Origin of the sequence: Clostridium sp. Marseille-P2415 (assembly GCF_900155545.1) — a bacterium.
Lineage (GTDB): Bacteria > Bacillota > Clostridia > Lachnospirales > Lachnospiraceae > Lacrimispora.
The window spans coordinates 2,224,682-2,237,892 of sequence record NZ_LT732526.1 but is presented as its reverse complement, the minus strand read 5'-3'; the positions used below and the strand labels follow the sequence as shown (position 1 = coordinate 2,237,892).

10 protein-coding genes are annotated in these 13,211 nt (G+C 47.8%); 9 read left to right on the top strand and 1 reads right to left on the bottom strand.

Annotated features, from left to right (window positions below):
- Positions 1 to 13 precede the first annotated feature (13 nt).
- Genes BQ9856_RS15195 through BQ9856_RS15170 form a run of 6 tightly spaced genes read left to right on the top strand, consistent with a single transcriptional unit; the run spans position 14 to position 7,200 of the window.
- On the top strand, positions 14 to 1,147 hold the full coding sequence (locus BQ9856_RS15195; protein WP_077611790.1) for a YkvI family membrane protein: 1,134 nt from the start codon (positions 14 to 16) through the stop codon (positions 1,145 to 1,147).
- A 33-nt stretch (positions 1,148 to 1,180) separates the two neighbouring features.
- Complete coding sequence (locus BQ9856_RS15190) at positions 1,181 to 2,764, top strand: AMP-binding protein (protein ID WP_159442011.1); 1,584 nt, start codon at positions 1,181 to 1,183, stop codon at positions 2,762 to 2,764.
- Positions 2,765 to 2,776: 12 nt separating this feature from the next.
- Positions 2,777 to 3,919, top strand: a complete 1,143-nt coding sequence (locus tag BQ9856_RS15185) for an acyl-CoA dehydrogenase family protein (RefSeq protein ID WP_077611788.1) — start codon at positions 2,777 to 2,779, stop codon at positions 3,917 to 3,919.
- A 28-nt stretch (positions 3,920 to 3,947) separates the two neighbouring features.
- The gene (gene etfB, locus BQ9856_RS15180; RefSeq protein ID WP_077611787.1) at positions 3,948 to 4,733 is read left to right on the top strand and encodes an electron transfer flavoprotein subunit beta; all 786 of its coding nucleotides are present in this window, start codon (positions 3,948 to 3,950) and stop codon (positions 4,731 to 4,733) included.
- A 26-nt stretch (positions 4,734 to 4,759) separates the two neighbouring features.
- Entirely contained in the window at positions 4,760 to 5,941 is a 1,182-nt protein-coding gene (locus BQ9856_RS15175; protein WP_077611786.1) for an electron transfer flavoprotein subunit alpha/FixB family protein, read from the top strand.
- Between the two features lie 14 nt (positions 5,942 to 5,955).
- Entirely contained in the window at positions 5,956 to 7,200 is a 1,245-nt protein-coding gene (locus BQ9856_RS15170) for a CaiB/BaiF CoA transferase family protein (protein WP_077611785.1), read from the top strand.
- 69 nt (positions 7,201 to 7,269) lie between these two features.
- Here the strand turns inward: BQ9856_RS15170 and BQ9856_RS15165 are convergent, their stop codons facing one another.
- Positions 7,270 to 8,475: a helix-turn-helix domain-containing protein gene (locus BQ9856_RS15165; protein WP_159442010.1), complete on the bottom strand. Its 1,206-nt coding sequence runs from the start codon at positions 8,473 to 8,475 to the stop codon at positions 7,270 to 7,272.
- Positions 8,476 to 8,583: 108 nt separating this feature from the next.
- On the opposite strand from BQ9856_RS15165, the gene BQ9856_RS15160 reads away from it, so the two are divergent.
- Genes BQ9856_RS15160 through BQ9856_RS15150 form a run of 3 tightly spaced genes read left to right on the top strand, consistent with a single transcriptional unit; the run spans position 8,584 to position 13,204 of the window.
- Positions 8,584 to 9,753 carry a glycoside hydrolase family 5 protein gene (locus BQ9856_RS15160; protein WP_077611783.1) on the top strand — a complete coding sequence of 390 codons (1,170 nt, stop codon included), beginning with the start codon at positions 8,584 to 8,586 and terminating at the stop codon, positions 9,751 to 9,753.
- A gap of 31 nt (positions 9,754 to 9,784) precedes the next feature.
- Positions 9,785 to 11,176 carry an MFS transporter gene (locus tag BQ9856_RS15155; RefSeq protein ID WP_159442009.1) on the top strand — a complete coding sequence of 464 codons (1,392 nt, stop codon included), beginning with the start codon at positions 9,785 to 9,787 and terminating at the stop codon, positions 11,174 to 11,176.
- A gap of 21 nt (positions 11,177 to 11,197) precedes the next feature.
- Positions 11,198 to 13,204 (top strand): beta-galactosidase, encoded by a 2,007-nt coding sequence (locus tag BQ9856_RS15150; protein ID WP_077611781.1) that lies wholly within the window; start codon positions 11,198 to 11,200, stop codon positions 13,202 to 13,204.
- The last annotated feature ends 7 nt before the right edge of the window (positions 13,205 to 13,211 follow it).

Here is a 13,211-nt window from a genome sequence, read left to right as displayed (position 1 = left end):
GGAGGAGAAGGACATGATCGATAAAAATAAAATGCCGGTAGCGGTGGGTGTCGCATTCGTATGGTTTACAACACAGTTTGGCGGAGGATTTGCTTCCGGCGCACAGTTAGTGCAGTATTTCGTTGCTTTTGGTATCTGGGCACTCATCACCCCGATTCTGGCTCAGGCCATCGGAGCGGTGTTCCAATGGTATGGGCTTCGGTTTGCAAAAATACACGATGCCTATGATTACAGAACCTTTAACAATAAATTTTACGGAAAATTTGCTCCCATTTTTTCCAACCTTTATGAGCTGGTATACATATTATTGCTGTGCCTGGCGCCATCCGTTGCCTTTGCGACAGGCGGCTCCACCATGCAGTCTCTGACCGGAATTCCATATATGGCCTGTACCTTGATTATCGGCTTATTTATCTTTGTGGTGACTATTTTCGGAACGAATTTCGTAAGAAAAGCGGCTTCCACTTTGTCTGTTATCATCATAGCAGGTCTTTTGATCGTGTACATACCGAACATTGTCGTTAGCTGGGGCGAGATCATAGGAAACATAAAGACTTTGGGGGCTGATCCTGCACCTGCCGGTCCTGCTTTCTGGAGCTGCTTTATTTATGGTTCTTTCCAGCTGGCTTCCATCGGATTGTTATACCAGCATGCGGAGTCCTTTCAATCGGAAAAGGAAGCCGGGAAAAGCATGATTTACGGTTTTATCGTAAACTCCGTACTGATTATGCTTTCCACACTGGGTCTCATGGCGGTTGCAACCAATCCGGATTTATCCAAGGATCCCCTTCCGGTCATCACTCTGATCAAAGGCGGCGTGGGAGCCGGCTTCATGAACCCGATGATTTCCATTCTCATTATTTTGGGAGCGGTATCAACGGCGGTCAACATGATTGCCGGAGCAGTCCAGAGAGTTGTGGTCGCACTTGAGAAGCCGGAGGAAAGAAGAAATGACGGAAAGCCTACGGCAAAAACGTTGATCTGTGCGCTCTTATGCACCATTCTTGCATTTGCCATCGCCCAGTTCGGACTCCTTCCGCTGGTAAAGGTAGGGTATGGATATCTGGGTTATATAACCATTGTAGTGGTACTGGTTCCGTTCCTGATCCGGATGATCGGAGAAGCGATGGGGAAAATCGAAAAATAAATGACGGTAACACGCCCCAGCAGGAGAATGAATATGACAGGCCTTTTATCAGAAACAATCGGAGAACTGCTTCATAAAAGAGCTGTTCTAACGCCGGATGCAGTGGGAATCTGCTACCAGGACAGAAGTTACTCCTGGAAAGAGGCGGATGAAATTTCGGATTTTTGGGCAGCTGACTTTATAAGAAAAGGAATTTCACGCGGAAAGCATGTCGCGTTGTGGGGGACCAACAGTCCGGAATGGATCATGGCGTATTTTGCGTTTATGAAGTCAGGGGCAGTCGTGCTCCCGATCAATACATGCTATAAGGAACAGGAATTGGACCGGGTTTTAAAAGAAGCGGATGCAGACTATCTGTTCTACGGGAAGGACTGCAGCAATGCGGACTACGGGCCAATCATTTCAAAAGCAGGTCTTCTTGCTCCGGACAGCTTCTTAAAAGGGACCGTTTCCCTGGAACATCTGCCTGGCTGTGAAATGAACGAAAACAGGGAGGAAGATGAGCGGCTTTTAAGAGAAACGGAACGGGACATCTCTTCAAAGGATACCGCCAACATACTGTTCACCTCCGGTACCTCCGGCGTTCCGAAAGGAGTGATGTTAAGCCATGAGAACCTGGTCAACAACTCTTTTGAGATGGTACGTTCCATGCACTGGAATGAGAGTGACCGCATGTGCTTATCCGTTCCCTTATTCCACTGCTTTGGCATCACAGCGGGCATTCTGTCCGCTGTCCATGCCGGGGCAGCGATCTATGTGAACCAGTATTATAAGTCTGTTGGAGTCATGGAAAACATACAAAAGAATTCCTGCACCATTCTAAACGGTGTTCCCAGTATGTTCTTGGCTATGGTAAAGAACTTAAGGAGAAAAGAATACGATCTAAGCTCCCTAAAGAGCGGAATTATCGCGGGTTCTGCCATTCACCCTTCGGATTATATCAGTATCTGTGAAGAATTAAAGATGGAACATCTGCAGCCTTCCTATGGGCAGACAGAGTCTTCCCCTGCGATCACCATGACCGGGTATTTTGACCCGGTCTCCCGAAAGGCGCTTACGGTAGGAAAAAAGATCCCTTATACGGAATTAAGGATCTGGGATGAAGAAAGAAAGAGCACTGCAAAAACCGGAAGCGTTGGGGAAATCCAGTCCCGGGGCTATCACATCATGAAGGGCTACTATAACAGGAAGAAGGAAACCGGAGAAGTGCTTGATGAGGAGGGCTGGCTTCATACCGGAGATTGCGGTTATCTGGATGAAGATGGTGATCTTCATATAACAGGGCGGAAAAAAGAAATGATTATCCGGGGCGGTGAAAACATTGCACCGGTGGAAATTGAAAACTGCATTCTGGAACTTCCGGAAATCAAGGATGTGAAGGTGGTAGGAGTTGATGCCGAGGTTCTTCAGGAGGAAATCGCCGCCTGTATCATCACGGAGCCGGGCACAGAGCTTTCCGAAGAAAGGGTCAGAGAATACGTCCGGCAGAATCTGGCGGATTACAAGGTTCCGAAATATGTTTACCGGTTTGATTCATTTCCTTTTGGTAATAGCGGCAAGGTTATGGTCCATGCGTTACGGCAGGAAGTCGGGAAGCGGTTAGCGAAAAGAGGTTAAGGAGGAAACAACATGTATTTTACAAAACAGCATGAGCTTGTCCGGAAACTGGCGAAAGAGTTTGCGGAAAAAGAACTGACCAATGAAATCCTTGATGAGGTCGAGGAGAGCGGGACATTTCCGGAGGAGATCCTTTATAAAATGGGGAAAGCCGGATTCTTCGGCATTAAGACGCCAAAGGAATACGGCGGTTCAGGCGGTGATGCCCGCTGTTATGTACTGGTGATGGAGGAAATAGCGCGGGTCAGCGGGGTTGCAAGCATTTATGTATCTTCCCCCAATTCCCTTTCCGGAGGCCCCCTTTTATTATCAGGCACGGAGGAACAGAAAAGAAAGTACCTTCCCCCATTGATAAGCGGTGAGAAAAAGCTCTGCTTTGCCCTGACGGAACCGGGTGCCGGTTCTGATGCAGGCGGTATGCAGTCCACTGCGCGAAGGGAAGGGGATTCCTACATATTAAATGGAAGAAAGACCTTCATCACCATGGCGCCTTTGGCGGACTATGCGGTGGTTTATGCAAAAACGGATGTAACAAAAGGGACAAAAGGCATCAGCGCTTTTATCGTGGATATGAAACATACTCCTGGAATATCCTGCGGAAAGCCGGAACATAAAATGGGGGTTATCGGCTGTGCCACCAGCGATATCATCATGGATAACGCAAGGATTCCGGCAGAGAACCTTTTAGGAGAGGAAGGCATGGGCTTCATAAACGCCATGAAGACCCTGGATACCGGCCGCATGGGAGTGGCTGCCCAGTCAATCGGAGTTGCCCAGGGAGCCTTAGACGAGGCGGTCAAATATGCAAAGGAAAGGAAACAGTTCGGAAAACGGATCGGGGATTTCCAGGCGATCGCCTTTATGATCGCAGATATGGCCACAAAGCTGGAGGCGGCTAAGCAGCTGGTTTATAAGACCGCCTATTTAATGGACACCCATCAGCCTGCAAGTATGGAGGCTTCTATGGCAAAATACTACGCTTCCGAGGTCTGCAATGAAATCGCTTCAAAGGCCCTCCAGATTCATGGCGGCTACGGCTTCATCAAGGATTATAAGATCGAGCGCATGTACCGGGACTGCCGTGTGTTCACCATCTACGAAGGCACCTCACAGATCCAGCAGCTGGTGATTTCCGGAAAACTGCTTAAGAAATAATGACTACACGGAAGGAGTAATGAAGACGATGAAGATTTTGGTTTGTGTGAAACAGGTGCCGGATACCAATGAGGTCAAAATTGATCCGGTAAAGGGCACATTGATCCGCGACGGAGTTCCCAGCATTTTAAATCCGGATGATGCAAATGCCCTGGAAGAGGCATTGAAAATAAAAGACGAAACGCCGGGAACCACGGTTTCCGTCATCACCATGGGACCGCCTCAGGCCGACGATATGTTAAGAGAATGCCTGGCTATGGGAGCGGATGAGGCTTATCTGCTCAGTGACCGCGCTTTTGGCGGGGCCGACACCTGTGCCACCTCCACCACCATTGCCGCCGGTATTAAGAAAATCGGGGATTATGATGTTATTTTTGCAGGACGCCAGGCCATTGACGGGGATACGGCCCAGGTCGGCCCCCAGGCAGCTTTAAGACTTGGGATCCCGGTTGTGACCTATGTGCAGGATGTGAAGCTTTGTGAGGGAAAGGCCATTGTACAAAGGCAGCTGGAAAACGGGTATGAAATTCTGGAAGTCCAGATGCCCTGTCTTCTTACTGCGGTAAAAGAATTAAATGAGCCGCGCTACATGAGCATAGGCGGCATCATTGACGCATATGCAAAAAAGGTTACCATATGGAACCATGAGGATGTCGGACTGGATCCGAAAGACTGCGGTTTAAATGCTTCCCCGACCCAGGTTTTCCGTTCCTTTACTCCTGCTCCCAAGGGAAAAGGGGAAATGCTCGCCGGAACAGCGGCCGAAATGGCAGAGCTTTTGACAGAAAAACTGAGAGAGAAGCATTATCTTTAAGACCCGGAAAAAGGAGGAAGGTTCACATGGCAGTAAATGTAATAAAAGAAAAATGCAGGGGCTGTTCTGTCTGCGTGAAGAACTGCCCATTCGAAGCAATTACAATGGAAAATAAGCTGGCCGTCATTGGTACCGCCTGTACCGGCTGCGGTGTCTGCGTGGAAAAGTGTCCGTTTCATGCAATAGAAAAGGAAGAAGAGCGAAAGGAAACTGCTGATTTATCAGAGTACCGGGATGTATGGGTATTTGCGGAGCAAAGAGAAGGAGCGCTCATGCCGGTGGTGAGGGAGCTTCTGGGAGAAGGACGGAAGCTGGCGGATCAGATCGGATGCAGCCTTTGTACCGTTTTATGCGGAAGCCAGGTGGAAGGTCTTGTGGATGAGCTGTTTGAATATGGAGCGGATAAAGTCTATCTCGCAGATCAGAAAGAACTGGAGTCCTACCGCACCGGTGCTTATACGGCGGTCATTCACGATGCGGTCAAATCGTATAAGCCTGAAATCGTCCTTCTGGGAGCTACCCACATCGGCAGGGATTTAGGTCCCTGCCTGGCAGTCCGCTGCAATACCGGGCTGACTGCCGACTGCACCAGGCTGGAGATCGATCCGGAGGATAAGAAAATCAAGCAGACCCGCCCGGCCTTTGGCGGAAATTTAATGGCAACCATCGTCTGTCCGAACCACAGGCCCCAGATGTCCACAGTACGCCCGGGAGTTATGGAAAAAGCCGAAAGGCAGGAGGGCCGGAAGGGCCAGGTCATTCCTCTTTCCGTGAATTTAAAAAAAGAGGACTTAAGGACCCGCATCCTTGAGGTGGTGAAGCAGGCAGGAGAGGCGGTATCCTTAACCGACGCGGAGATCATCGTATCCGGCGGTATGGGGCTTGGCGGCGCCGAAGGCTTTGAACTGTTAAAGAAGCTGGCCGATAAGCTGGGCGGTGTTGTCGCAGCAAGCCGTGCTGCGGTTGACGCAGGCTGGATCGACCATTCGTATCAGGTGGGACAGACCGGAACCACGGTGCGGCCCAAGCTGTATTTTGCCTGCGGCATTTCCGGTGCCATTCAGCATGTGGCAGGTATGCAGAATTCGGAGCAGATCATTGCGATCAATAAAAATCCGGGGGCTCCGATTTTTGAAGTGGCCGATTACGGCATCGTAGGGGATCTTTATCAGGTGATCCCCGCGCTAATAGAAGCGCTGGACAAATAAAGGAGGGATTTAAAATGGAAAAGAAACTGCTTAATGGAATCAAGGTAGTAGAGCTGGCAACCTTTATTGCGGCTGCAGGCGCGGGACGTTTCCTTGCGGACTGCGGAGCGGATGTCATTAAAATCGAATCTGCCAAGGGAGATCCGTTAAGACATACGGCCCCATCCGAAGGAAGGCCTCTTGACATGTATGAAAATACGACCTGGGACTTAGAAAACGGAAACAAGCGGTGCATCTCTCTCAACATGAAGGCGCCCGAAGGAAAAGAGGCATTTTTTAAGCTTTTGGAGGATGCGGATGTACTGATTACAAACTGGAGGGTCCAGGCCCTTGAACGGGCGGGGCTTGACTATGAAACATTAAAGGTGAAATATCCGAAGCTGGTTTACGCCATGGTAACCGGATACGGAGAATACGGCCCGGATAAGGATCTCCCGGGATTTGATTTCACGGCATTCTTTGCAAGAGGGGGCTATCTCCATTCCCTCCGCCAGAGAGGAACGGTTCCGATGAACGTGGTTCCAGGGGTGGGCGATCATAACGTGGCTATGAACCTTGCGGCAGGAATCCTTGCGGCATTATACCATGCAAAAGAAACCGGACAGGGAGAAAAGGTGGAGACCAGTCTGTTTGAGACTGCTGTCTATAACATGGGCATGATGATCCAGGCAGCCAATTACGACGGTCCGGCAAGGGAATATCCCATTAACATCAGGGAGAGTGCCAACCCCTTTAATGCGGCCTGGCGGACAAAAGACGACAGATTCATTCAGACCTGTATGCCGGATTATAACACCTACTATAAGCAGTTCATGAAGGCGCTGGGAAGAGAAGATTTAATTGAAAATGAGAATTACTTCCCGATCCGGAATCTTCAGGCCAAAGGTCTTGGCACAGAGGTTTACGACATCTGTATGGAAGCAATGGAAAAGAAAACGGCCAGAGAATGGATTCCGGTTTTAAAGGAACACGACATCGCATTCAGCGTTGCCCAGTCCTGGGAAGAAATTCTTAAGGATGAGCAGGCGTGGGCCAATGACTGCTTCTATAAAATGCAGTACAGCAATGGGAATGTCCGCACTCTGGTAAGGCCGCCGGTCAAGTTCCAGGAAATGGGCGTTCCGGAGTACAAAGGAGGCCCTCTGATCGGAGAGCAGGGGCCGGAGATCTTAAAAGATCTGGGTTACAGCAAAGAACAGATAAAGGAGTTTCAAGAGAAGGGGATCCTTTATGTGTGGGAGGATGAGAGGAAAAACTAGATAAGTCTTCGGATAAACAGAGATAGAAGAGGAAGGAGCCGCAGAAAATGTTCTGCGGCTGTTTTTCGCTTAAATAAATTCCTTCACTCCGTATCTGGTACGATACTGCTTCAGAGTCATGCCAGTAACTTTTTTAAACTGCTTTCCCAGATGGCTTTGAGAGGAAAAGCCAAGATAAGCCGCTATTTCAATATAATGGTATCTGGAATAAACCAGAAGGTTTTTTGCCAGTTTTATTTTTTCATTCAGGATATAATCGGTAATGGATATCCCCTCCCATTGTTTAAAAAGATCTGATAAGTATTTCGGGTTCATATCTAATTTTTCTGCGATCTCTGCAACCTGGATTTTTCCATGGAGATGAGCAAAAATATAATCCTTGCATAGATCGATCCTCGGATTTTTCTCCCTTTCCTGTTTTCCTTTCCTGCGCTCCTTTATTTCCTGCACCATCATCGCATATTCGTATTCCGCACTGTTTTTCAAATGGGTCAATGTTGCGATATCGCTGGCTTCCTCAATTTTCATGATATAAATATCGCTCAGGGAAAAAGAAATTTCCGGGCTGACTCCGCCCCGGATGGCTGCACGGCTCGCAAGTGTGATGACAACGATGCAGATATTTTTAAAGCTCCTCATCTTATCTTTTGCCAATGTACCGAGCTTTCCGGTGTAGTCTTCCGCCCAGCTCTGCTCAAGCTGCCTGATATCCCCATTTTCAATACTGGTGAATTCCCGGATCTCCTGGTCAAAAGGATTGTGTTTTTTTCCGGATTCCCGATTTTCAAATACCAGCTCCGAAAAATTCTTGTGAACGTATTCACTGGTCATAGGATCCACGCAGTTTAACGAGATCAAATCATCCATATCAAGCGCATTGTCCTGAAACAGATTGTGTATCAGAAGTACATCCCTGGCGAAATCATCGAAATCACAGCAGAAAATATTCTGCTTCCAGGAGGAATCCACTGCAGCGCCGGATATCCGGTGATTGATCTGTACGGGAGTGTTAAAGCATACGGGACCGATCAGGAAAAGCCGGTCCGGTGCGGCAACCGCTGCGTAAACGATTTCACCGTTAACAGAAGTAAGCAAAGGTAGCTTAGCCGGCGGGATATCCAGGATAAACTCCCGGGTCCCGGGCAATGCCAGCGGCATGTCATCAAAATTCATGCGGGCACAGAAAGAGCTTAGCAGTTGTTTGTTAAGAGAATAGGACCGGACAAACGTATGAAGATGATAGGAAATATGCTGAATCAGATAATTCGTGTTCATGGAACCTCCCTTGTATGGAAAACGTGATATAAAACGGAACATCGTGATATATGATCATTATATCTTATCCTACAATCAAATCAAAGAAAAAAAGAAAAGGAGATTTACATGAATGTAAGAGGTGTTAATCTTGGAAACTGGCTGGTATTGGAAAAATGGATGAATCCGGCTTTGTTTGAAGGGACAACAGCAGAGGATGAATATTGGCTGCCGCGCCAATTATCCAGAGAGGTATATGAGGCCAGGATCAAAATACATCGGAGCGAATATATTTCCGAGCGTGATTTTGTGACCATAAAATCCTGGAATATGGATGCGGTCCGTATCCCGGTGCCATATTTTATTTTTGGAGACAGGGAACCGTTTCCCGGCTGCATCGGAGAACTGGATAAAGCATTTAACTGGGCCGAAAAATATGGCTTAAAGATTTTAATTGATCTGCATACGGCGCCGGAGGGGCAAAATGGCTTTGATAACGGTGGCATCAGCGGTGTATGCAAATGGGCCCAGAATCCTGCGGAAGTAGAATTTGAGCTGACAGTTTTAGAAAGGCTGGCCGAACGGTACGGAACAAGAGAAGGCTTATGGGGGATTGAAGTGCTGAACGAACCTGCAACAGAAAGCATTTGGGAACTCATGGCTGTACAAAAACGTTATCCGCCTTCGGATAAGGAAATGGCAAAAGGAAGCAGGGGGATCCGTCTTGAATTTATCCGGCAGTTTTATAAAGATGCTTATGAACGGATCCGAACGCATATGCCGGAAGAGAAGTACGTGGTTTTTCACGATGCCTTTGAGCTGAAAGCCTGGAAGGATTTCCTGCAGGAGGGCCCATATAAAAATGTGGTTCTGGATACCCATCAATATCTGATGATGGCTGAAATGAAGGGCTGTGAACAGAGCGTGGAAGGTTATCTGGAGTACATAAGCGGACATTACGCCAAAGAAATAGAAGAAATGCAGCGGTATGTACCGGTAATATGCGGAGAATGGTGTCTGTTCAATTCTCTGGCATGCGGCTGGGATACAAAAGGCGGACAGACGGTACTGAACGGCTTAAATGGTACATCAAAGAAATCCATTTCCGCAGAGCAGAAAAAAGAAATCTACCGGGCGGTGGCAAAGGCGCAGATCCATGCTTGGACCAAGGGCTCAGGCTATTTCTACTGGAGCTATAAGCTGTTAACGGATACGGTTAATACAAAAGGCTGGACCGGATGGGACAGCTGGGATCTTGGAAGGTGTATTGATTTGGGCTGGTTTCCACTAGATGATTAACAAAATACGAAACAGGAATCGAGGAGAAGATATGAAGCAGACAGACAGGGATCCGAATGCAAAGCTTTCCTTTATGGAACGACTGGGATATGGCATGGGGGATTATGCAGGAAATCTGGTATACTCGGCAATCAGTGCTTTTTTGCTGGTGTATTATACGAATGTAATTGGTGCAAGTGCGGCAGCGGCGGCGGGAATTATTGCCGTTTCAAAAATATTTGACGGGATCTCAGATCTGGTCATGGGATATATTGTGGACCATACCCGCAGCAAGTGGGGGAAAGCCCGTCCATGGATCGCAAGGCTGTGTGTTCCACTGGCGGTATGTACTGTATTGATGTTCAGCGTACCGGCAGGTCTGGAAGGAAAAGCCCGGCTGGTCTACATGTTTTTGACCTATAATTTAGTATCAACTATTTTTTATACCGGTATCAACATACCTTATGCAACCATGCACGGCCTCATGACAACCAACCAGTATGAAAGGGGCCTTCTGGGAAATTTCCGCAATCTGCTTGCGACCGCAGGTACCATGACCATTAATACAGCAGTATTAAAGATGACAGCTTATTTTGGCGGAGGGGATAAATATAACCGGAAAGGCTGGACTGTAACCGTTCTTATTTTGATGCTGGTTTTTATCATAATCAATATGTTTACATTTGCGGTATGCACAGAACGTGTTGCGGAAAACAAATCCATTCACAATCAGGAAGAGAAGGTATCCTTTCTCAAAGGAATGAAGGGACTGCTTGTCAATAAGTACTGGATATTGCTGGTTATCGCAATTTTTTCCCTGTATTTCATGATGTCCTGTTTCTTTGGTTCCGCCGTTTATTTTGCACAATACCGGTTGGGGGATGCCAATTATTTTACACCGGTTTCCAATTTCTTATCAATGTCCCAGATTATTACATTGCTCATTACACCGTTTTTAATGAAAAAGTTTACGAAAAGACAATTAATGCTGACCGGTATGTCAATTGCATCCCTGGGGTTTGCGCTGACCGGAGTTTCTTACAATCTGACCTTTATCACTGCCATGTCGGTCATAAAAGGAATTGGATTCGGTTTTTCCGGTGCCTGTATGTTCGGTCTTCTTCAGGACGCGATCACCTATGGGGAATGGTACAGCGGCTATGGAACCGCCGGAATGGGAAATGCGGCCTCATCCTTCTGCATGAAGGTTGGTTCCGGTATTGGAACGGCCGCTCTTGGCTGGATTTTGGCAGCAGGCGGCTTTCATGCGGAGGATATGATCCAAAGTGCCGCCTCTCTGGCAGCCATTGACTGGGCTTTTATCTGGATCCCTGCAATTACCATGGGGATCGGAGTGGTAAGCATTGCGCTGTTTGACTTAGATAAGAAGTACGACAGGGTCATTGCTGATTTATCAGCAGGCAGGCACAGAACGGATGGCTGATGGAAGGGAAGACAGGGAAAGATGAGACAGGAATTATTATTTGGAACCGCTTATTATCCGGAATATATGCCATATGACAGGGTAGAAAAAGATATTTCCATGATGCAGGCAGCCGGGATGAATGTCATTCGGATCGCGGAATCCACATGGAGTACACTGGAGCCGAAAGACGGTAAATTTGATTTTTTCCATATTGACCGCGTGTTGGACGCAGCGGAAAGGGCAGGAATGAAAGTCATAATCGGGACTCCGACTTATGCGGTCCCAAGCTGGCTGGAAAAAAAGGACAGGGATGTTATGGTGACGGCCAAAGAGGGGCAGGCCAGATATGGACGCAGGCAGATTATGGACATCATGAATCCGACGTTCCGTTTCCATGCGGAGCGGGTAATCCGGAAGCTTCTGCTTCATACGGCAGATCATCCCTGTGTCATAGGATTTCAGATCGATAACGAAACAAAACATTATGGGACAGCCGGGAAAGCGGTACAGGCATTATTTAAAGAATACTTGAAAGAAACATTTGTAACAACGGACCGGTTAAATGAGACCTTTGGACTGGCTTATTGGAGCAATTCCATTAACGGCTGGGATGATTTCCCGGATATCAGAGGGTGTATCAATGGAGGACTTTCCTGTGAATTTGAACGGTTCCAAAGAAAGCTGGCGGCAGAATATCTGTGCTGGCAGTCGGAAATTGTGGGAGAATATAAAAGAGAAGACCAGTTTATCACCCATAACTTCGATTTCCAGTGGAAAAAGTTCGGTGCTGAAATCGCCCAGGATGGATATTCTTATGGAGTTCAGCCGGATATGGATCATTATGAAGCATCAAAGGCAGTGACCATTGCAGGAGCCGATATCTATCATCCCACCCAGGATCAGCTGACCGGGGCCGAGACCGCGTTCTGCGGTGACGCCATCCGCTCCTTAAAGGACCGGAATTATCTGGTGCTGGAATGCCAGGCCCAGGCATTTAAATACTGGACACCGTACCCGGGACAGCTGAAGCTCCATGCATACAGTCATCTTGCAAGCGGAGCGGATGGAATCCTGTACTGGAACTGGCATTCCATTCATAACGGATATGAGACATATTGGAAGGGCCTGTTAAGCCATGATCTGGAAGCCAATCCGGCTTATGAAGAAGCGTGCAGGATTGGTGCGGAATGGAAAGAAGCAGGGCAGAAGCTTCTGCATTTACAAAAGGATAACAAAATAGCCCTTGTGGTTGATATTCAGTCCCTGCACGCCCTTGAGTGGTTCCCCATAGACCGGGATTTAAGCTATAACGATGTGGTGCGCTGGATGTATGACTGTCTTTATGAAATGAATATGGAATGCGATGTGGTGGAGGCAAGCGCCCTTGACCCCGGTAATTACAAGATGATCGTAACTCCGGCATTGTACAGTGCATCGGAAGATACATTAAAGAAATTAAAGAGGTTCGTTTCAGACGGAGGTGTCCTGATAAGCTCTTTTAAATCCTTTGTGTCCAATGAATTTTTAAGCGTCTATCACGATACACAGCCTCACATACTTCATGAATGTTTTGGAATCCGCTACAATCAGTTTACGGAGCCGGGAAAGATGACAATAAAGGGAAGGCCGGTCACTTATTTTGCCGAGCTTGTGGAAGCCGGGGAAGCGGAGGTTCTCGCTTCCTATGAGCATAAATACTGGGGGAAGTATGCCGGCATCACACGGGCAGATTATAAAAAAGGAAGTGCATATTACATTGCCTGCTACACCCATAAGGATATCGTAAAAGAAGTCTGCCGGCGGGCTGTAAGGGATGCCGGGCTGGAGGATGAGATACCGGAGGCCTGCTGGCCTGTTATTATTCGAAGCGGCGAAAATGAGGAGAAGAAAAAAATGCATTATGTGCTGCACTACAGGGATGAAGATTCTGCATTGGCCTGCCCTTATCATAAAGTGAAAAGTGTGCTGGACGGCATGTCCTATAAAAAAGGTGACCGGATCCCGCTGAAGGACTGGGATGTGGTCATATTGGAGGAAGAGGTTTAATAGGGGA